Origin of the sequence: Asprobacillus argus, from assembly GCF_032248395.1 — a bacterium.
Lineage (GTDB): Bacteria > Bacteroidota > Bacteroidia > Flavobacteriales > Flavobacteriaceae > Polaribacter > Polaribacter argus.
On record NZ_JAVTTO010000001.1, the window covers coordinates 498,598 to 519,267 of the forward strand.

At 34.5% G+C, this 20,670-nt stretch carries 23 protein-coding genes and 1 tRNA gene; 9 read left to right on the forward strand and 15 right to left on the reverse strand.

Annotated features, from left to right (window positions below):
• The 6 genes from RQM59_RS02190 to folB form a co-directional block, all read right to left on the reverse strand.
• Positions 1–327 (reverse strand): Hpt domain-containing protein, encoded by a 327-nt coding sequence (locus tag RQM59_RS02190; protein WP_349240421.1) that lies wholly within the window; start codon positions 325–327, stop codon positions 1–3.
• Positions 328–329: 2 nt separating this feature from the next.
• Entirely contained in the window at positions 330–2,429 is a 2,100-nt protein-coding gene (locus tag RQM59_RS02195; protein ID WP_349240422.1) for a PAS domain S-box protein, read from the reverse strand.
• Positions 2,410–2,964, reverse strand: coding sequence for a heme NO-binding domain-containing protein (locus RQM59_RS02200; RefSeq protein WP_349240423.1), 555 nt, complete (start codon positions 2,962–2,964; stop codon positions 2,410–2,412). The genes RQM59_RS02195 and RQM59_RS02200 overlap by 20 nt, the downstream gene beginning before the upstream one ends.
• A gap of 2 nt (positions 2,965–2,966) precedes the next feature.
• Complete coding sequence (locus RQM59_RS02205) at positions 2,967–3,365, reverse strand: response regulator (protein ID WP_349240424.1); 399 nt, start codon at positions 3,363–3,365, stop codon at positions 2,967–2,969.
• A 164-nt stretch (positions 3,366–3,529) separates the two neighbouring features.
• Positions 3,530–3,600: transfer RNA gene (locus RQM59_RS02210), tRNA-Cys, on the reverse strand.
• Between the two features lie 48 nt (positions 3,601–3,648).
• Positions 3,649–4,011 carry a dihydroneopterin aldolase gene (gene folB / locus RQM59_RS02215; protein ID WP_349240425.1) on the reverse strand — a complete coding sequence of 121 codons (363 nt, stop codon included), beginning with the start codon at positions 4,009–4,011 and terminating at the stop codon, positions 3,649–3,651.
• Positions 4,012–4,087: 76 nt separating this feature from the next.
• Between folB and RQM59_RS02220 the strand changes: the two genes are divergently transcribed.
• Entirely contained in the window at positions 4,088–5,776 is a 1,689-nt protein-coding gene (locus RQM59_RS02220) for a glutamine--tRNA ligase/YqeY domain fusion protein (protein ID WP_349240426.1), read from the forward strand.
• A 48-nt stretch (positions 5,777–5,824) separates the two neighbouring features.
• Here the strand turns inward: RQM59_RS02220 and RQM59_RS02225 are convergent, their stop codons facing one another.
• Both RQM59_RS02225 and RQM59_RS02230 read right to left on the reverse strand, forming a co-directional pair.
• The gene (locus RQM59_RS02225) at positions 5,825–6,862 is read right to left on the reverse strand and encodes an NADP(H)-dependent aldo-keto reductase (protein WP_349240427.1); all 1,038 of its coding nucleotides are present in this window, start codon (positions 6,860–6,862) and stop codon (positions 5,825–5,827) included.
• A gap of 79 nt (positions 6,863–6,941) precedes the next feature.
• The gene (locus RQM59_RS02230) at positions 6,942–8,129 is read right to left on the reverse strand and encodes a phosphoglycerate kinase (RefSeq protein ID WP_349240428.1); all 1,188 of its coding nucleotides are present in this window, start codon (positions 8,127–8,129) and stop codon (positions 6,942–6,944) included.
• A 107-nt stretch (positions 8,130–8,236) separates the two neighbouring features.
• Between RQM59_RS02230 and RQM59_RS02235 the strand changes: the two genes are divergently transcribed.
• The 5 genes from RQM59_RS02235 (at position 8,237) to RQM59_RS02255 (ending at position 12,360) form a co-directional block, all read left to right on the forward strand.
• Positions 8,237–9,379, forward strand: coding sequence for a DNA polymerase III subunit (locus tag RQM59_RS02235; protein ID WP_349240429.1), 1,143 nt, complete (start codon positions 8,237–8,239; stop codon positions 9,377–9,379).
• A gap of 105 nt (positions 9,380–9,484) precedes the next feature.
• A complete protein-coding gene (locus RQM59_RS02240; protein ID WP_349240430.1) occupies positions 9,485–10,030 on the forward strand; it encodes an RNA polymerase sigma factor in 546 nt (181 codons plus the stop codon).
• Complete coding sequence (locus RQM59_RS02245) at positions 10,020–10,781, forward strand: HEAT repeat domain-containing protein (RefSeq protein WP_349240431.1); 762 nt, start codon at positions 10,020–10,022, stop codon at positions 10,779–10,781. Before RQM59_RS02240 ends, RQM59_RS02245 begins: the two co-directional genes overlap by 11 nt.
• Before the next feature lie 10 nt (positions 10,782–10,791).
• Complete coding sequence (locus RQM59_RS02250; RefSeq protein WP_349240432.1) at positions 10,792–11,595, forward strand: DUF4097 family beta strand repeat-containing protein; 804 nt, start codon at positions 10,792–10,794, stop codon at positions 11,593–11,595.
• 42 nt (positions 11,596–11,637) lie between these two features.
• Positions 11,638–12,360, forward strand: a complete 723-nt coding sequence (locus tag RQM59_RS02255) for a DUF4097 family beta strand repeat-containing protein (RefSeq protein ID WP_349240433.1) — start codon at positions 11,638–11,640, stop codon at positions 12,358–12,360.
• Positions 12,361–12,415: 55 nt separating this feature from the next.
• On the opposite strand, the gene RQM59_RS02260 is transcribed toward RQM59_RS02255, so the two are convergent.
• From RQM59_RS02260 to RQM59_RS02285, 6 genes are all read right to left on the reverse strand, one after another.
• Positions 12,416–12,958 (reverse strand): MOSC domain-containing protein, encoded by a 543-nt coding sequence (locus RQM59_RS02260; protein WP_349240434.1) that lies wholly within the window; start codon positions 12,956–12,958, stop codon positions 12,416–12,418.
• A gap of 90 nt (positions 12,959–13,048) precedes the next feature.
• Entirely contained in the window at positions 13,049–14,545 is a 1,497-nt protein-coding gene (locus RQM59_RS02265; protein WP_349240435.1) for a GH3 auxin-responsive promoter family protein, read from the reverse strand.
• On the reverse strand, positions 14,546–15,415 hold the full coding sequence (locus RQM59_RS02270; protein WP_349240436.1) for a M23 family metallopeptidase: 870 nt from the start codon (positions 15,413–15,415) through the stop codon (positions 14,546–14,548).
• A 47-nt stretch (positions 15,416–15,462) separates the two neighbouring features.
• Complete coding sequence (nadD, locus tag RQM59_RS02275) at positions 15,463–16,044, reverse strand: nicotinate (nicotinamide) nucleotide adenylyltransferase (protein ID WP_349240437.1); 582 nt, start codon at positions 16,042–16,044, stop codon at positions 15,463–15,465.
• A gap of 3 nt (positions 16,045–16,047) precedes the next feature.
• Positions 16,048–16,626 carry a guanylate kinase gene (gene gmk / locus RQM59_RS02280; RefSeq protein WP_349240438.1) on the reverse strand — a complete coding sequence of 193 codons (579 nt, stop codon included), beginning with the start codon at positions 16,624–16,626 and terminating at the stop codon, positions 16,048–16,050.
• Complete coding sequence (locus RQM59_RS02285; RefSeq protein WP_349240439.1) at positions 16,627–17,493, reverse strand: YicC/YloC family endoribonuclease; 867 nt, start codon at positions 17,491–17,493, stop codon at positions 16,627–16,629.
• A gap of 162 nt (positions 17,494–17,655) precedes the next feature.
• Between RQM59_RS02285 and RQM59_RS02290 the strand changes: the two genes are divergently transcribed.
• Together RQM59_RS02290 and upp are read left to right on the forward strand one after the other, a co-directional pair.
• Positions 17,656–18,693, forward strand: coding sequence for a glycosyltransferase family 9 protein (locus RQM59_RS02290; RefSeq protein ID WP_349240440.1), 1,038 nt, complete (start codon positions 17,656–17,658; stop codon positions 18,691–18,693).
• A 151-nt stretch (positions 18,694–18,844) separates the two neighbouring features.
• A complete protein-coding gene (gene upp, locus RQM59_RS02295) occupies positions 18,845–19,498 on the forward strand; it encodes a uracil phosphoribosyltransferase (protein WP_349240441.1) in 654 nt (217 codons plus the stop codon).
• On the opposite strand, the gene RQM59_RS02300 is transcribed toward upp, so the two are convergent.
• Complete coding sequence (locus RQM59_RS02300) at positions 19,488–20,414, reverse strand: DUF6427 family protein (RefSeq protein WP_349240442.1); 927 nt, start codon at positions 20,412–20,414, stop codon at positions 19,488–19,490. The genes upp and RQM59_RS02300 overlap by 11 nt on opposite strands.
• Positions 20,415–20,454: 40 nt before the next feature.
• On the opposite strand from RQM59_RS02300, the gene RQM59_RS02305 reads away from it, so the two are divergent.
• Positions 20,455–20,667 carry a DUF6341 family protein gene (locus tag RQM59_RS02305; RefSeq protein ID WP_349240443.1) on the forward strand — a complete coding sequence of 71 codons (213 nt, stop codon included), beginning with the start codon at positions 20,455–20,457 and terminating at the stop codon, positions 20,665–20,667.
• Positions 20,668–20,670 lie beyond the last annotated feature (3 nt).

Here is a 20,670-nt window from a genome sequence, read left to right on the forward strand (position 1 = left end):
TTAGGAGGGGTTAACTTTTTTTAAAAACAATTTTATTTGTTCCATGACTTCCATAAACGAACCGAATAAACTATCCGATTCTAATTTCAATTCATTTTCAAATGCCACAGCTACATGATAGCCGTTTACAAGCCCTAATATACTAATTTTATGTTTTAATTTGTGAACGTCTTCCGCACTTTTTTTATAATCTTTTTTCTTATAATTAGATAAGAAGCGGTCTAATTCATTAGGGAATTCTTCCGTTAAGATGGAGAGTACTTTTGTTTCGAACTGCTTATCTCCTCCTGAAAGCTCTTTAATATAATTTAAATTCGGTGTATCCATTTTTATTTTGGTAATGTAAAAAAGAACGTTGTTCCTTGTTTTAATTTAGATTCTAACCATATCTTTCCATTGTAAAATGCAATAATTTTTTTTACGATAGATAGCCCTACGCCTGATGACTCTTCTGACTCTTCTAGTACCTGAAATACTTTAAATATCTTCTCGTAATACTTCTCCGAAATTCCCATTCCATTATCCTTGATCTGAAATTCCCATTCATGCTTTTTGGAAATACAATCAATACTAATTTCTCCTCGCTCTTTATCAGAATATTTGATCGCGTTACTCAGCAAATTTTGAAACAGCTGGATCATCTTAAACGAATCTGCCTTTACTACAGGCAATTTAGCCTTGAATTCTATCTGTATATGGTCTGGTACATGAATTGTATCTAGTAAATCTCTAACCAAAACCTCTAAATCAATGGGCTTATCCTTCTTTTCTACTTTATCTACACTGGCATAACTTAAAATTCCGTTGATCAAGAGATCCATTCGATCAATTTTCTTTAAGAGCAAATTGAAGTTTGTATCTATATCTTCATTTGAAGAGTCTGAACAATCTTCTTGTAGCCAAGATACTAAAGCATTCATGCTACGCAGCGGTGACTTAAGGTCATGTGAAACTACATGAGCAAAATCATTTAACTCTTGATTGCTTTTTGTAAGGTCTTTCAACAAAATCTCTTTCTGTTTTTCAGCTTCTTCTCGCAATCTTAAACTCAATGCATTCTTTAACTGAGTTGCAGCAAGTCCGGCAATTGTTTTCAATGTTTCTAAATGATCTTTGGTGAAAAAGTTCTTACTGGTATGCTCAGAATCAATAACACCGATAATCTCTCCATCGGCGATAATAGGAACCGATATTTCAGAATAACGCATTTTATCATCAATGATATATCGTTTATCCTTACTTGTGTCTGGAATAATCTCTGGATTTCCAGTTTTAGCTACCGTACCAACAATCCCTCCTCCTAATGGAATTTTCATACTATTCAGCACCTCTTTTTCAGAAGATACTTTGTCTCCATATGCAGCAATTTGAGCCAGCTCTCTTTTTTCTTTGTCTAATAAGTAAATCACGCAATCCTCAAAACCAAGCAAACCAATCGTTTTCTGTGTAATTTCCCAGGCAATCTCATAAATATTTGTTTTACCTAAAATAGAAGACATTAGATTATTTAACGCTTCCAAAAGAGCTCCCTTTTTTAGTTCTTCCGTGATATCTTCTATCAAGGCTACCCTAAACCGAATAGAGCGGTCTGCATTTCTAACTGCAGCTACGCTTGTCTTTGCCCAAATAACTTTTCCGCTTTTTGCTCTGTATCTTTTATTGATCGTAAAATGCTCTATTTCGCCTTTGCTTAACTTTGTCAAGTTTTCCTTAGTCACCTTCTCATCTTCCCGCAATGAAATATCCGCAATCTTTAGCTCAAAAAATTCATCTTGATTATAGCCAAGTAATTTTTGAAAAGCATTATTTGTTTTTAAAAAACTTCCGTCTTCGGCACTTAAAGCAATCCCTAAAGATGAATAATCTACGATGGCATCTAATTGTTGCTTTTGTTCTTCAAATGCTACTTGTTGTTCCTTCGCTTCTGTAATGTCTCTTACAATACCATGGGCAAATGTGGGGATACCTTCTGTATCTGTAACAATACTCGAGTTAATCTGCACCCATTTTATTTCTCTTGATTTCGTATATATTCTTGCTTGATAATCACTAAAGTGTCCTTGGCTAATCAACCTATAAAAAGATTCATATGCATACTCATAATCTTCTTCATAAATGATGTCAGTTACGTTGAAACGCTCTTTTTTAATGTCAAACCCAAAGAATTTCACTGCAGGTTTGTTCATTTTTAATACATTTCCATGTAGATCCATAAGGATATAAGAATCTATTATATTGTCGAAAATTCCTTTAAACTCAATGGTTTTCTGATCAATAACCTTAGCAAGATTCTCATTTATGGATACTAGTTCTTCTCTCTTTTCGTATAGTTCGAGAGATTTTTCTTCTAAGATTTTTTCGGCTTCTTTTCTGGCCTTTTTTTCTCTAGCTAATGCCTTTTCTAATATGTTAAGTTTGGGGTTCTGCATCTTTCAAAATTACGAACTTTACATGAGAACCATCATCTTTTATTAATTCGTAAGTGATGGTCGCAGAATGGTTGTAATGTTGGAAGGTTTTTTCCATTAATCCATGAGCAAAAGCGTACATAGATCGAGAAGAAAAATACTCCAAGATCAATTTTTCTTCGGTTTGTTCTATAATGATGAATCGTGGTAATTCTGCATCGGGGTATATTTTACGCACTTCGACATGAATATGGCTTTCAATAGAAGAAATCATATCCATCGGTCCTTTGTACATTTTTAATATATCTTGATAACTATCTTCAATAACTCTGAAAAAATGATGGCCGTATACTTTAAGTAAATCGTTGATAGAAATGTTTGTTCGCTCACTAAGATTTGTTAATAACGATAACATTTCAGAAAATTTATACGTTCCTACAGAGGTATATGCGCCGCCTGACTCTAAATTGGAAACTTCAATAATCTCGTCAACCATTTCTATCCCAAACTTAGTTTCGACTAATTCCAAAAACTCTGTAAATACTATTCCTTTCATTATTAATCGGTAATTAGTTCGTTACACTCCCAATACTTTATAAGAGAAACTATTTTTTGCTTATACTCTTCAAAATGCAATGGTTTTATCATGTATCCAGAAGCTCCTATTTCATAACATTGTTTCACATCATTGTAATTGTTCGATGTCGATAACACAATAATCGGAATAAATTTTAATGCCTCTGTATCTTTTAATTTCTTTAAAAACTCAATGCCGTCCATTTTGGGCATGTTCAAATCTAACAGAATTAAATCAGGAAATTTATCTCCATTCAAAATATTTAAGGCGATTTCTCCATTAGAAGCTTCCATAAGTGTGTGACTAAAATCATTTTTATCACACACCCGCTTAAATTTCATTCTTTCAATCTCATCGTCCTCGATAAGAAGTATGGTCATTTTTTTCAATTTGAGAGTTCTTTGTTTTCGGGTACAAAAGTCAAGAATAAATATCGAACTTCTTTTTTCTTTAGTTCAATCTATACAGAACCTCGACGAATGGTTCATTTTTATCGTTAAATGGTGGTATAAAAAAAGCATCTTGATCATCAAGATGCTTTTAGAGGTGTCGAGCGGATTCGAACCGCTGTAGATGGTGTTGCAGACCACTGCCTAGCCACTCGGCCACGACACCCAATAAGGATTGCAAATTTACATCATTTATCTTTTAAAACAAGTTTTTTTAAGCTTTCCGTTTTTTAGACAGTATAATTACTACTTCTTCTACATTTCCTCCAATAGGCGGGTTAATTTTAGCAACACTTATTGTGGCTCTTTTAACCATCTTTAATTCTTTTAGTATTCTATCTAAAATTCTTCTTGCAACTTCTTCCAGCAACTTCGACCTAATAACCATCTCTTCTTTTACAATCGAATTCAAGTGAACATAATCAACAGTATCTGTAAGCTCATCCGAGATAGATGATTTTGTCAAATCGGTTCTAACCTCAAGATCAACACGATATTCTGATCCGATCTTAGCTTCTTCCTCTAAACAGCCGTGAAAAGCATAGATTTTTATATTGTTTACTTGTATTTTACCCATATCAGGATACAAATATAAACCTTTTATAGTCGTAATGAATTCCGTAATTTTGCCCTTTCAATTTTAGTTGGACACCATGTCAGAAGAAAAAAGATCGCTTAATTTTATTGAGCAAATTATTGAAGAAGATTTAGCGAATGGAATGCCTAAAGAGGATTTACGTTTTCGTTTCCCGCCTGAACCAAATGGGTATTTGCACATTGGTCATACAAAAGCTATAGGTATTAGCTTTGGGTTGGGCGAAAAATACAATGCCCCAGTAAATCTGCGTTTTGATGATACCAATCCTGCCAAAGAAGAACAGGAATATGTTGATGCAATTAAGGAAGATATTTCTTGGTTAGGTTATCAGTGGGAGAATGAGTTATATTCTTCTGACTATTTTCAGCAGTTGTACGATTGGGCAATATTGATGATTAAAGATGGCAAAGCTTATGTAGATAGTCAATCATCTGAAGACATGGCACAACAAAAAGGAACGCCAACAGAACCAGGGACAAACAGTCCGTTCAGAGATCGTTCTGTAGAAGAGAACCTTCAGTTATTTGAAGGCATGAAGAATGGTGACTTTAAAGAGGGAGAGCATATCTTGCGTGCCAAGATCGATATGACAAGCCCGAACATGTTGCTGCGTGACCCAATTATGTATCGCGTTTTATATAAAGAACATCACAGAACAGGAAATGATTGGAATATTTACCCAATGTATGACTGGACACATGGAGAAAGTGATTATTTAGAGCAAATTTCACATTCTTTATGCTCATTAGAGTTTAAGCCTCATAGAGATTTATATAACTGGTTTAGAGATCATGTTTTTGAATATAGTAAATCTGATTTCCCAAATCCACCTAAGCAGCGAGAATTCTCTCGTTTAAACTTAAGTTATACCATTATGAGTAAACGTAAATTAATGCGTTTAGTAGAAGATGGCTTAGTTTCTGGGTGGGACGATCCAAGAATGCCAACCATTTCTGGGTTAAGAAGACGTGGATATACACCTGCTTCTATTAGAAATTTTATTGAAACCGTAGGGGTTTCAAAAAGAGAAAATGTTATTGATGTGGCATTGCTGGAGTTTAAGATTCGTGAAGACCTCAATAAAACTGCAAATCGTGTAATGGGGGTTCTAGATCCGTTAAAAGTGGTAATCACAAACTATCCTGAAGGGCAAGAAGAACTATTGATTGCGGAGAATAATCCTGAAGATGAAAATTCAGGCTCCAGAGAAGTTCCTTTTTCTAAAGAGCTCTATATTGAAAAAGAAGATTTTAGAGAAGAGGCAAACAAGAAATTTTTTCGATTAAAACTGGGTAAAGAAGTTCGTTTAAAGAACGCTTATATTATTAAAGCTGAAAGTTGCACAAAAGATGATTACGGAAACATCATCGAGGTTCAATGTACATATGATCCATTAAGTAGATCCGGAAGCGGTACTGAAGAAAGTAAGCGTAAAGTAAAAGGAACATTACATTGGGTCTCTGTTGATCATGCTATAAAAGCAGAAGTAAGAGCTTATGATCGTTTGTTTTCAGATGAGGCGCCAGATAGTCATAAAGACAAAGACTTTATGGAGTTCTTAAACCCGAATTCACTGGAAATTATTAACGCATATGTGGAACCAAGTCTTCAAACGGCAAAAATCGGAGATAGATTCCAGTTCCAACGTTTAGGCTACTTTGCTGTAGATAATGACGCGACCACCGATACGCTTGTTTTTAACAAAACGGTTGGACTTCGAGATAACTGGAGTAAAAAACAATAAAAAAAGCCACTCAAATGAGTGGCTTTTTTTAAATATGTTATTCAACATCTATGGTGCTGGGTTCGGCATTAGTGCATGCACATGATTAATCTCAGAAATGATCTCTTCTGAAAGATCTATATGAATACTCCCAATATTTTCTTTTAACTGACTCATTTTTGAAGCTCCAATAATATTACTTGTTACGAATGGTAATTGATTTATAAATGCCAATGACATTTCCGCTAAGGTCATTCCATGTTTTTCGGCTATCTTTTGATATGCTGATACTGCCTTTTCTGATTGAGGGCTTGAATACCTATTGTAATTAGGAAAAAGCTTTACCCTTGAATCTTCCGGCATTTGCCCATTCAGATACTTTCCTGAAAGTACTCCAAAACCTAATGGAGAATACACTAACAATCCGATATCTTCTCGTAATGATACTTCAGACATTCCATATTCATAAGCTCTGTGAATCAATGAATAGGAGTTTTGTATCGTAGACATTCTTGGTAAATCATGATCTTTTGCAGTTTGCAGGTACTTCATGGTTCCCCATGGGGTTTCGTTAGACAACCCTATACTTCTGATCTTACCTTGTTTTTTTAAATCTTTCAGAGTTTCCAGAATCTCCAAATGGTTCTCGGCTTCCTTAGCAGCTGTTTGATACGGGTAATCTCGTAAACCAAAACAATTCACACCTCTTTCTGGCCAGTGCAATTGGTATAGATCGATATAATCTGTTTGCAATCTTTGTAAACTACCTTCAACCGCCGAAATCAATGCTTCTTTGGCAAACCCGTTACTACGGATGTGTGCCGTATAAGGACCTGCTCCTGCTATCTTACTTGCGATAACTACTTTATCTCTGTTTCCGGTCTTTTTCAACCATGTTCCAATGATTTTCTCAGTAGCTCCATAGGTTTCTGCCCTAGCAGGAACAGAATATAATTCTGCTGTATCAAAAAAATTGACTCCATTTGCTAATGCGTAGTCCATTTGCTCATGTCCTTCAGCTTCTGAATTCTGTTCTCCAAAAGTCATAGTTCCCAAACAAATCTTACTAACCTTAATATCGGTATTGGGTATAGTTGTGTACTTCATTATTTCCTTTGATTTAAACAAGGTTTTTCGACTGCGATTATCTACTCACAAGGCAGGCGAAATAACAATTGCTTATTTATTAATTTAAGATCGCTTCTATTCCTGGTAGGGTTTTACCTTCTAAGGTTTCTAGCATTGCACCTCCACCAGTAGAAACATAACTTACCTTGTTGGCAAAACCAAATTGTTTTACTGCCGCCACTGAGTCTCCACCTCCTACTAAAGAAAAAGCGCCATTCTGAGTAGCTTTGTCGATGGAATTCCCTAATCCTATCGTACCTTTTGCAAAAGATTCCATTTCAAAAACTCCCAAAGGACCGTTCCATAGAATCGTTTTACATTGACGTACTACCGCATCAAAATTGGACACTGTTTGCGCTCCAGCATCTAAGCCCATCCATCCGTCTGAGATCTCATTTACAGGAACCGTTTTTGTATTGGCCTCATTGCTAAAACTATCTGCTATAACCGCATCTACAGGTAAATGAATTTGCACATTTTTAGCCTTGGCCTTGTCTAGAATCTCAAGGGCAAGATCCATTTTATCATCTTCAACCAAGGAGTTACCAATCTTTCCTCCAAGTGCCTTTACAAAAGTAAAGGTCATTCCTCCTCCAATAATAATATGATCTACCTTATCTAAAATATTCTCAATTACCGTGATCTTAGATGAAACCTTAGCACCTCCCAATACTGCTAATACAGGTTTTTCGCTATTATTCAGCACTTTATCAATACTTTCAATCTCTCTTGCTAGTAAATTTCCAAAACATTTTTTGTCTGTAAAGAATTGTGCTACGATAGTCGTAGAGGCATGCGCTCTATGTGCAGTTCCAAAAGCATCATTTACATAAACATCTCCTGATTTCGATAATGCTTCTGCAAAAGCAACATCTCCTAATTTTTCTTCTGGATGAAAACGCAAGTTCTCTAATAATAATACTTGTCCGTTTTGTAAATTACTTACAGCCTCACTTACATTAGCTCCAACACAATCTTCTACAAATTGCACCTGTACTCCGATGATCTCAGAAACTTTTTGAACTATGTGTTTTAAGGAATACTTTTCTTCAACTCCTTTTGGTCTTCCTAAATGAGACATTAATACAGCCGCTCCTCCATCTTCCAATACTTTTATAATCGTAGATTTTGCAGCTTCGATTCTCGTAGTATCTGTTACTTCAAAATTATCATTCAAAGGCACATTAAAATCTACACGGATCAATGCTTTTTTATTTTCAAAATTAAAATCGTTAATGGTTTTCATGTATTGGAAATTTTGAACAAAAATAACTATTTAAGCACGTTTACAGAAATCCTATTTCTAAAATTTAAAATATCGTTTTCTTTGCTATTATCACTTATATTTGCCTTATGCTTTTCAATCAAATTATTGGTCAGGAACACATCAAGAAACATTTGCAGGCATCCGCTGAAAATGGACGTATTCCGCATGCTCAATTATTTGTTGGAAAGGAAGGTTCTGGAACTTTAGCTATGGCCATCGCCTATGCCCAGTTTATCTTGTGTAGTTCTTCTCAGAATGCAGAAGTATGTAATCTAAAGTGTGAAAAGCTTCAGCATCCAGACCTACACTTTGCTTTTCCCGTTACTACAAACGACAACATTAAAAAACATCCTGTTAGCGATCTCTTTTTAGAAGATTGGCGTGATTTTATAGGTTCACAGCCTTATGGAGGATTATTTAACTGGCTTAGACATATAGGTGTAGAGAATAAGCAAGGATTAATTGGAGTTGATGAAGCAGAGGGTATTGTTAAGAAGTTACAACTAAAATCGTACGAAGGAGGATTTAAGGTTATGATCATTTGGATGGCTGAAAAAATGAACATTGCTGCCGCTAACAAATTACTAAAGTTGATCGAAGAACCTCCCGAGAAGACTATCTTTTTGTTGGTGACTGAAAATGAGGAACAGATCATTAAAACTATTACCTCTAGATGTCAGGCATTACACTTTCCTGCATTGAGTGAACAGGATGTTGTTCAGGCATTAATGGAAAGAGAACGGGTATCAGAAAATGAAGCTGCTAAAATAGCGCATCAGGCCGAAGGCAATTTCAATAAAGCTGTACACCTATTACATCATGATTCTAAAGACCTTGTTTTTGAAGAATGGTTTGTTGCATGGATAAGAACTGCTTTTAAGGCTAAAGGAAATGCCGCTGTAGTACAGCAATTAATTGCATGGTCGGATACCGTAGCAAAATCAGGCAGAGAAACACAAAAGCAATTTTTACACTATTGCCTGCAATTCTTTAGACAGGCATTGCTTCTCAATTATAAAAGTCCTGACTTAGTATTCTTGGAAACTCAAACAGGATTTGATATTTCTAAATTCGCTCCTTTTGTACATGCAGATAACATTTTAGATATTCAGAAAGAACTAGATGACGCTATCTACCATATAGAAAGAAATGGAAATGCTAAAATTATCTTTCTAGACATGTCTATGAAATTGACGCGATTATTACACAGAAAAGAAAAAACGGTATAAGCCAACTTCCTGTTATTCTTACTTTTTAAAAAAATTTACTACAAAATGTAACCTTTTTGTAAATTGATGGTTTTTACTACAGAAGCTAACCAAAACTATTACTCGTTGAAAGCATTAACTGACGAAGAAATCATGTTAAAAGTATCTAATGGAAACTTAGATATGCTTACCACTCTGTTTGACAGATATCATATAAGAATATTTAATTTCTTATATAAAATGACGAGAGATAAAATGGTTAGTGAAGACCTGACGCAAGATGTATTTGCAAAGGTAATTCGATATAGAAGTTCTTATAATAGTGGCAATTTTGCTTCCTGGATTTATACGATAGCTCGCAATATTTTTTCGAGTTATTACCAAAAGCAAAAAAAAGAACGGAGCTATATGATCCATGACGATTCTTTAGATTCTGGAGAAGTTTTGATAACAGATAGTAATAAAGAAGAATTAGATCATTTACAAAAAGCATTAGCACAATTAAAGCCTTCAGATAGGGAATTAATCGTGATGCATAGAATGCAAGAAATAAAATATGCTCAGATAGCAGAGATCATAGACAGCACGGAAACTGCTGTTAAAGTGAGGGTGCATAGAGCAGTAAAGAAATTAAAGGAAGTATATTTTCAAACGGCAACCAATGAAATGTAAAGACATACAATATCAATTAGCAGATTACTTAGACAAGCAATTGTCTAAAGAAGAAAACATTGCTGTAGAAGCTCATTTAGAAGATTGTGCGGATTGTAAAAAAGAATTACAGGAATTAGAACAGTTGTTTACTGCGATTTCTGGAGAGCCTAAAGATCAGCCATCAGCTAAGTTACGTGCTAATTTCGAACAATTGTTAGCTGAGGAAAAAGCCGCTTTAGAGCCGAAGGTAATTTCAATAGACCGTTCTACAAATTGGAAATCTTACTTGAGAGTGGCGGCAAGTATCTTCATTGTAGTGAGTGCATTTTTACTAGGAAGGTTTGCTGATTCGGAAGGAAAAATTGATCCAAACGAACTAAGAACTGCCGAAGTATTGGCCCAGTTTGAAAATCAATCGGCTAGTAAAAGAATACAGGCCGTAACCACTTCGGAAGAAGAATTTACAAGTAAAGACACAAAAATAATCGAAGCTTTAATAGAACGATTGTATTTTGATAAGAACACAAGTGTGCGTTTAGCTGCAGTAGAAGCGCTCTCTAAGTTTACATCAGAAGAAATTGTAAAAACAGCTTTAATAAAATCTTTAGAAACAGATAAAGATCCGGCGATTCAGATTGAATTGATTCAAATTTTAGCTAAAATTCAAGAAAAAAGAGCCTTAGAACCTATGAAGAAACTCTTAGAAAATAAAGACGTGCCTTCATATGTTAAACAAGAGTTACAATCAAATTTACCTAATTTATTATAAAAGTAAAATCATGAAAAAATTAATCATCATAGCATTATTCTTATCAGGCACAGTTTTCGCCCAGAAAAAAGAATACAAACACTCTTTGCAAGGAGTTAACAAAGTAGTCATAGAATCAAATACTACTGTGAGCGTTGTAGCAAGTAGCACCACCCAGTTAGTTATTAAACAAGTACGTAAGGATGGAAAAAATAATTACAACTGGAATGACAATCACAAGGACAAATCAAAAGAAGATAAAAGAAAAGGGTTAAAACCTATTTATCCAGGAGGAGAAGATAATACCAATGGGTTTGGATTCTCTATTTCAAAAGATGGAACTACATTAATGGTTAGAGATCTAAAATCTCAATTCCAAAGACATGGAGGTTTAGAGATCAATTTACCAAAAACGATGAATGTTTCTGTAGATTCTGGAAATCTAGGTTCTCTAAAAGTAGATGGATTCACAGGAGAAGTAGAAGCTGAGACAAATGTAGGCTCCATCAATATGAAAAATGTAACAGGTCCTTTAACTGTTCACACAAGTGTGGGGTCTATTAATATAGATTTTGATAAAGTGAGTCAATCCTCTCCTATTACCATCAGTTCTTCAGTATCTGAAATTGACGTAAGTATCCCAGGAAGCACCAAAGCCGATTTAGAATTAAGAACGCAAGGTGCCGTATATACCAATTTTGATTTTCCTGCTCCACCTAAAAAAGGATTGAAGCGAGTGAGCCCAACAAAGAGTATCAAAGCATCCATTAATGGTGGCGGAGTTAAAATCAAAATCAAATCATCAATGGGTACTATTTACCTAAGAAAAAAATAAGTATCTCCTAGCAAATCGCATAAACCTTTTAAATTAAACATCATGAAAAGATATATCTTATTCATAGGATTGTTACTGACCTTTAGCAACCTAACAGCACAAAAGAAAGTTACTGAAAATCAAAACAGTAGAGGAATAAACGATGTGTATGTACATGTCAAATTTGCAGACAATATCGAAGTAAAAAACTGGAATAAAAATGAAATCTCTGTACAAGCAACGGTGAATATCAATGACAATGAACACAACGATTATTTCAGTTTAAAGACCAATAAAATTGGAGATTCGTACACAGTAAAGTCTGATTATGGAGACTTCTTTAAAAAGTATCGTAATTATTCTCGTAATTCAGATGACGGAGATTGCAATTGTTATAACCAAAACACTATGGAGATCAGCTATGTGATCTACGTTCCAAAAAACATGGAGCTAAAAGTAAAAAGTATCTCGGGAAGTGTGGTGGCAGATGCCTATGTAGGTGCATTGAACTTAGACCTTATTAGCGGAGATATTACTGTTAAGAGACATTCAGAAAACATGTTCTTAAAGACGATCAGTGGCGATATTGATGTCGTAATTTCAGATGCAACTTTTGAAGCAAAAACCCTAACTGGAGGAGTATACTCTGATTTGGATATAGATTTCACTTCTAATAAAAAGAATAAGTACAGCGGACAACAAAAAGTACGTGGCAAAATTAGAAATGGTTCGGCTTCATTGGAATTAAAGACAATCAGCGGCGATATTTTTCTCAGAAAAAGTTAGATCCTTATTCAAATAACTTTTAACCTCAAAGACCTAATGAAGTTTTTGAGGTTTTTTATTTCTTAGTCTCGTAAACCTCTGCAATGGTTGGATTTTCAGGACAACTTTTTAATTGTTCAAACACATCTCCTGCTTTGACATTTCCGATTTGTAGTATTTTAAAATAGATGCCACTCATCGTTGTATTCCAAAACTGTTTTACCACCTTCATATTGTTAAAACGAACGCCCAATTTCATACATGGTTGTCGTGGTTTCGTTACCTCTACAATACATTCGCCCACCTTATAAGTATCTCCAACATGAATCTTTGTTTCATCTAGGTCGTCAATGGTTAAATTCTCTCCAAACATTCCATAGCTCCAATCTAAATTTGGATATTTCTCTTTCCAGAAATCGTAGTGTTTTAGAGAATATCCATAGACTGCCTGATCAATTCCTCCGTGATAGTTGCGATCACAAATAGTATCTTCTTTTACGGTTTCAACATCCAGAAATATGGAATCATCAACCGGGAATTTGAAAATTCCGGTTGTTACCTTTTTCCCTTTCCAGTCGATCTCTCTTTTATCTCCTAAATTCGTTGAAATGATCTTCATATTCTTATTTTTTGGTCATTGCGAGGAAGAATGACGTGGCAATCTCATTTCAATTATGAGATTCCTTCATTTCATTCGGAATGACATTTACTATTCTTTTAAAAAATTCTGTAACACATCTGCAATCTTTCTATTATCAGATAACTGAGGTATCTTATTTTGTCCACCAAACTTCCCTATCGACTTCATATACTCATGAAAACCTCCTTTTTTCACTTTTCTGATGATCAGAGGTTGTAATACTTTTCCTTCGATAAGATCTTGATAATATATGTTTTGCGTTTGCATGGAAGCGTCTATTTTAGTCGCTAAATCCACTATATTTTCTGGTTCATTTTCGAATTCAACAAACCATTCATGATAGGGTAATCCTTCAGTCGGATTTACTTGCGGCGCCACTGTAAACTCACTAACCGTAGTATTGGTATCTTTTATAGCATCGTTCAATGCTTTCTCCACCTCTTTCCCTATCACATGCTCCCCGAATGCTGAGATAAAGTGTTTGATTCTTCCTGTTACTTTTATCCTATATGGTTTAAGCGAAGTAAACTCTACGGTGTCTCCAATATTATACCCCCAAAGTCCAGCATTCGTATTTAAGATAATCACATAGTTTACTCCCAATTTCACATCGCTTAAAGATATTCGGGTCGGGTTTTCATCAAAAAACTCATCTGCAGGAATAAACTCATAAAAAATACCACTTTTTAACTGTAATAACATTCCTGGCTCGGTTTGAGAATCCTGGTATGCTATAAACCCTTCCGAGGCTGGGTATAGTTCTATATAATCAATCTTTTTTCCAATTAAGGATTCGAACTTGTTTTTATACGGTTCAAAATTGACACCTCCGTAAATGAAGAAGTTGAAATTAGGGAATAGTTCAGATACCGATTTACCAGTTTCCTCGATCAGTTTTTCAAAATACATCTGAACCCAAGAAGGAATTCCACTGATCACAGACATGTCTTCATGAATTGTTTCTTTTACAATTGCATTCACCTTGGTGTCCCAATCTTCGATGCAATTTGTTTCCCAACTTGGTAGCCTATTCTTTAATAAATATTGTGGAACATAATGCGCTACGATTCCACTTAGTCTTCCCAACTTCACCCCGTTCTTATCTTCTAAAACAGGACTTCCTTGTAAAAAGATCATCTTTCCATCTACAAAACTTGCGTCCTTTTTTTCCGCAATATAAAACAGCAGTGCATTTCTAGCTGCCTTAATATGTGTAGGCATAGAGTCTTTTGTAATTGGGATATATTTTGCGCCCGAGGTGGTTCCTGAAGTCTTGGCAAAATAAATAGGTTTCCCTTTCCACAACACATCCGATTCTCCAGCAACGATTCGATCTACGTAGGGTCGTAAACCTTCATAATCTTGTACTTTAACTCGTTTTTTAAAATCTTCGTAGGAAGTAATATTTTCAAAATCATGGTCTTTTCCAAAAGCCGTATTTTTTGCCTTCGAAATCAGTTCTTTAAATACTTTATCTTGAGTTTTATGTGGGTTGTTTGCCCATTTATAAACTCTTCTAGCAACTTGTTTGGCAAAAGGGATCGCAAAAACGGATTTAACACTCATCTAATTAAAATCAATATAATTTAGAGGGTTCACGGCATAACCACCACTCCACAATTCAAAATGTAAATGTGGTCCTGTAGTCAGTTCTCCTGTAGATCCTACACTTGCAATTACTTCTCCTGATTTTACCAAATCTCCTTGTTGTTTCAATAAATTACCATTGTGCTTATATACAGAAATATATCCATTAGCATGTTTTAAAATAATCACATACCCCGTCTCTGCAGTCCATTCAGAAAAAATAACAGTCCCATCTGCTACTGCTTTGATCGGAGTTCCTGTTTTTGCTACAATATCTACCGCAAAGTGCTTGTTATTAGCATTAAACGTTTGTGATAAACTTCCAGTAATAGGTGCAAAAAATACTATTTTGGCCTTATTCTGTAATCCTTCTGATAGTGGAAATCGATCTTTTCGATCTACCTCTTCCCTAAAAATAGAATCTTCTTTACTTGCATTTAGTTTAGACACGTCAACAGTATATTTTCTTGAGAGGTCCGTAATAGAGTCTATCGTTTCTTCATCATTTATTTCACCTGTTAATACAGGACGAATTGCTTTTGTATAATTCTCTAACATCGCCAGTTGAATCTTTAGAGAATCGGACTCAATGGCCAACCTAGTTGCATCTCGCTTCAATTTTGTAGAGGAATATCCAGGAATGTATTCTTTTAGTGGTGTAAATGCAATTAACACAATAGTAAGACCTATTAACACTACTGAAAATACACCGCTAAAAACAAATACATTCAGGCGTGAAAGTTTCAAAGAAAATCGTTCTTCAAAAGTATCTTCATTCAACATCACTAACCGATACTTATCAGTAAGTTTTTGTTTAAGTTTCCCTTTCCTTTTTTTGCTTTCAGCCACCAAATAGAGTGTTAGTTAGACAAATATACAACGAAAAAATAGTCAAACTATTTTCTGTAAAAATTCATTTCATCCACATACTTCCACACTTTTTCATTTAGCATAGGGCGTACATTCTTTTTGGCCTTTATCCCATTTCTGATGAGCGTTGATGAAATTTCTACAATAGGAGCATCGACCTTGTGAATTTTTTGATGATTATCAAAGCGTGTTTCTATTTTTCCTTTAGAGATTCTTGGATATACATAAATGTGATAATCGTCTAAAATAGCGTCATAATTTTTCCATTTATGAAAACTCTTCAAATTATCCTCTCCCATAATTAGGCAAAAATCGTGTTGTGGGTATTTTTCAGAAATATGAGCCAATGTATGAACCGTATAATTTGGCTGCGGCATTTTAAACTCTATATCTGTAGGTTTAATAGCATCGTATTCCTCCGTTGCCAAATACACTAGCTCTAAACGATGGTGGTTGTCTAATAATGAGCTTTTCTTTTTATGTGGATTGTGTGGTGTGACAACCATCCATATTTCATCCAGATCCGAATATTCTAAAAGATGATTCGCAATGATCATATGCCCTACATGAATAGGATTAAATGTTCCAAAATACAATCCAATTTTCATTCCCTATTGTTTTAGAAAATCCGCTACCAGTTCCTCTGCTTCTTTGAGTGCTACTTGTAAATCATAGTTTTTAATCACGGTATCGAATTGAGGAGCTAGTGCCATCTCTACTGAGGCTTTGGCCACTCGCATTTTAATTTTGTCATCACTTTCAGTACCTCGATTCTTCAATCGTCTAATCAATTCGTTAATATCTGGAGGTTTTACAAAAACAGCCAATGTTTCTTCTGGAAACTTCTTCTTAATTCGAAGACCTCCTACGACATCAATATCAAAAATGACGTGTTTCCCAGAAGCCCAGATACGTTCAACTTCGGTCTTTAAGGTTCCATAAAAAAGATCGTGATAAACTTCCTCCCATTCTACAAACTCTTCTTTTTTAACCTTTTGGATAAATTCTTCTTTGTTTATAAAATAATAATCTGTACCATCTACCTCTTCTCCTCTTGGTTCTCTGGAAGTAGCCGAAATGGAAAATTCTAAGCCTAATCTTTCTTGTTTTAACAAATGACGTACAATGGTAGTTTTTCCCGATCCTGAAGGGGCTGAAAAAACAAAAAGCTTTCCTTTAAAATCTGACATTTATAGTACGTTTAGGATTTGTTCTTTAATTTTCTCCAACTCGTTTTTCATTTGAATAACGGATTTCTGCATCGGTGCAAAATTTGCTTTAGAACCTGTAGTGTTAATCTCTCTACCTATCTCTTGGACAATAAAACCTAATTTTTTCCCATTAGAATCACTACTATCTAATTCTTGCAAGAAATAATCTAAATGGTTTGCCAATCGCACTTTTTCTTCATTGATATCAAGCTTTTCTAAATAATAGATCAACTCTTGTTCAAATCGATTTTCGTCTACCTCTACTTTTAGATCCGTTAACGCCTTTTGCAATCTCTTTTTTACATGTTCAATTCTATCTCCATCCAAGGATTTTACAACTTCTAAATGCTTTTTAATGTTGAGTATGCAATCTTTAAAATCAGTTTCCAAAGAAGCTGCCTCATCAATTCTATATTGTACAATTTCTTTTATTGCAACATCTATGTGACTATCTATTTCTTTCCATTCATTTTCATCCAACTCTTCTCTTTCTACTTTCAGCGCGTCTGGCATTCTCACAGCCATTTTCAAAAGCTCAACATCATCAGAGCTTCCAGTCTGAACAACATTTCTAAGTTGCTTCATGTATTCGGAAACCACACCACTGTTGATCGTAGAAGAAGTTTCATCCGCCGTCATTTCTACATAAATCGAGAAATCTACTTTTCCTCTTACCAAATTACTTGCTAGTTTTTTTCTAACCGCTAGTTCTTTTTCTTTATAGAAAGAAGGAACTCTAACATTTAAATCTAAATTTTTACTATTCAAAGATTTTACTTCAATAGTAACTTTTTTAGTAGGTAAGTGGAGTACGGATTTACCGTAGCCAGTCATAGATTGAATCATATACTATTATTTAATAATATCGCACAAATATACATTTTATTTAGAGGATAAACAGCGCTGTTTTTTATACTCATAACACAATAAAAACACCATGTTGTTCACTAAAATTGAGGCTCATCGAAAAGTCAAAAAAAAGAGTACTTTTACTTACAAATACTCGACGTGCATACAAAGACGCATATTTTAGTGATCCGATTATCAGCTATGGGCGATGTTGCTATGACTGTTCCTGTAATTAGAGCTTTTGTACAACAACATCCGTCTGTTAAAATCACCTTTTTATCTAAACCCTTTTTAACTCCATTGTTTGAAGATATTCCAAATGTTAGCTTTTACGCAGCAGATGTTATGGGGAAGCACAAAGGTTTTCCAGGGTTGTTAAGGTTGCATAAGGAGCTGAAGAATTTGGGTGTTACACATGTGGCAGATCTCCATAATGTATTACGCTCCAAAATACTACGACTCAACTTCAAGCTTTCTGGATTTAAAGTTGCCTATATAGATAAAGGAAGAGCAGAAAAGAAAGCTCTAACAAGAAGTAAAAACAAGGTTTTTAAGCAATTAAAAACTTCACATCAACGATACGCAGATGTGTTTGAAAGTTTAGGGTTTTTAGTAGGTCTGGATAATCCAGCACCAGTATCAAGATCTACTCTTTCGAAGAAGAGTTTAGCTCTTACAGGAGAAAAGCAAGGAAAATGGGTTGGGATCGCTCCGTTTGCGGCATTTGATGGTAAAACATACCCCTTACGACTAATGGAAGAAGTTATTTCTCAAATTCAGGAGAACAATGTGAGATTGTTTTTATTTGGAGGTGGCGAAAAAGAAATAGCTCTTTTAAGAGATATTGAAAATAAATTCTCTAATGTTCTTAATCTTGCAGGTACATTGTCATTAAAAGATGAATTGAATGTAATATCGCAACTCGATCTTATGGTTTCTATGGACTCTGGAAATGCTCATCTAGCTGCTATGCAACAGGTAAAAACAGTAACCATTTGGGGAGTGACACATCCATATGCTGGATTCGCTCCTTTTAAGCAACCTTTAGACTATTGTGTTCTTCCTGATTTAAAAAAATATCCTGGTATTCCGTGCTCCATTTATGGCAATAAAGTATACCCTGGCTATGAAAATGTAATGGCATCCATCCATCCATCAGTTATTAGCGCCAAAATCAAAACTATCCTTGATATATAAAAAAAGAGCTTCATGACTGAAACTCTTTCATTTTGGTTAACTAACTTTTGATTGTTTTTTATAAAAAATGATTTAAAACCAATAAAAAAATTAATTTTGGATGCTAGCAAGTTACAAAAATTTAACAAACTTTAACAATTTTTAAAGAATAATGAAGATTCACCATATTTCAGAAAACAACTCCATTTTAAATAAATTCATCTCAGAAATTAGAGATGTACAGGTACAAAAAGACGCAATGCGCTTTAGAAGAAATATTGAAAGAATCGGCGAGATTATTAGCTATGAGCTAAGTAAAGAATTATCGTACAACATTGAAAAAATCACTACCCCTTTGGGCTCTAAGGACATTGCTCTTTTTGAAAAAGATGTGGTAATTTGCTCTATTTTAAGAGCAGGTTTACCCTTACATCAAGGGATTTTGAATTATTTCGACCATGCCGAAAGTGCCTTTATATCCGCTTATCGATACCATCCCAACAATGATGCAGATTTTGACATTAAGGTAGAATACTTCGCGTCTCCTAGTCTTGAAGGAAAAACGTTGATTTTGGCAGACCCAATGCTAGCAACAGGTCAATCTTTAGTCGCAGTTTACGAAGCCATTAAAAGGTATGGCACGCCAAAGAAAATTCACCTAGCTTCGGTAATTGCATCAGCAGATGGCATCAACTTTATAAAAGATAAATTTGGTAGTAATGCAGATCTTTGGATTGCCACAATTGATGATAAACTCAACGACAAAGGGTATATTGTTCCTGGTTTGGGTGATGCAGGAGACCTCGCTTTTGGCCCTAAACAATAAATAAAATTGTTGGTCCTAAAAGAAATAGTAACAAAACGATTTCTTTTAATATTTTACGTTCTATCGACTCTATCCAATTCGTTATCATGATTGAAATTGGAAAAAATACAATCAATAATTCCGATCCATTTTTTTCATTCTTAAGAACTATATAGGTAATTGACAGCAATAACGTTATAGTGATTATAATCCAATATTTCCTATAGTTTCCGCTTATGAGAATTACTTTAGGGGTTTTAATAATCAATGATAGCAATGAAAATACTCCGATCAACATTAGGGGCACTCCGTAGGTGCTCGAATTATACACATCTAAACTCAATGAAGAGTATCCATCGAACAATTGGTAAAAATCATCTAAAATGTCATACCAAAAACAATAGGTAAAATAAATGATCAAAGGAGTAATAAATCCAACAACCGGAATCAATAGCGTTTGGTAATTGGTTTTCTGAAATAATGAAACGGCTACGTAAATCAGCACAGAAAAAATCAAAGAAAATGGTTCAATAATAAACAATATTGCAAGCCAAAAACCACTATCAAACAACTTCTCAAAAAATGATTTAGCCGTTCTTAAACTTACAACTCTCCTGAAAAAAACCAGCATTACTATATTAAAAAAGAGTGTGTCGGCGTGTTGATAGATTACAGGAAAAAAACCAAAAAGACTCACCAAAGTTAAAAAGCCATACGAATTACCTAAAGTCAGTTTGTTTTTCGACAATATAAATCCAAACATAAAACAATACATTAATAGTAATACCAGTAAACCTGATTGTTTTAAGACAAGATCAAGGTCAATATTTTCTATAGAAAAAACACCAAAAAAGGAAAAGGAAAAATACGTCAATATTAATACAAGAAGTACGATGTAATTGATTGGTTTTGATTTTCCAAAAAAGTTGGTTAGCATGAATTGTTTTTATATTTTTGCAGTGTAAATATAGTAAGATATGATAGCATTCAATATTTTTAAATGGATCGGCCAGTTATTCACTGAAATTCTTTTTATTCCTTTTGATTTTTTGCGTAAAGGCGATTTAAATTGGTGGATGAACAATGCTGTAAACTGGATATTTTTAGCGGTTCTTTTAGTATTATTTTATTATTGGATGAAAGAATCTAGACGTTTCGTAAAAGAAGGAACGGAAGATTTACCAAAATAGTTC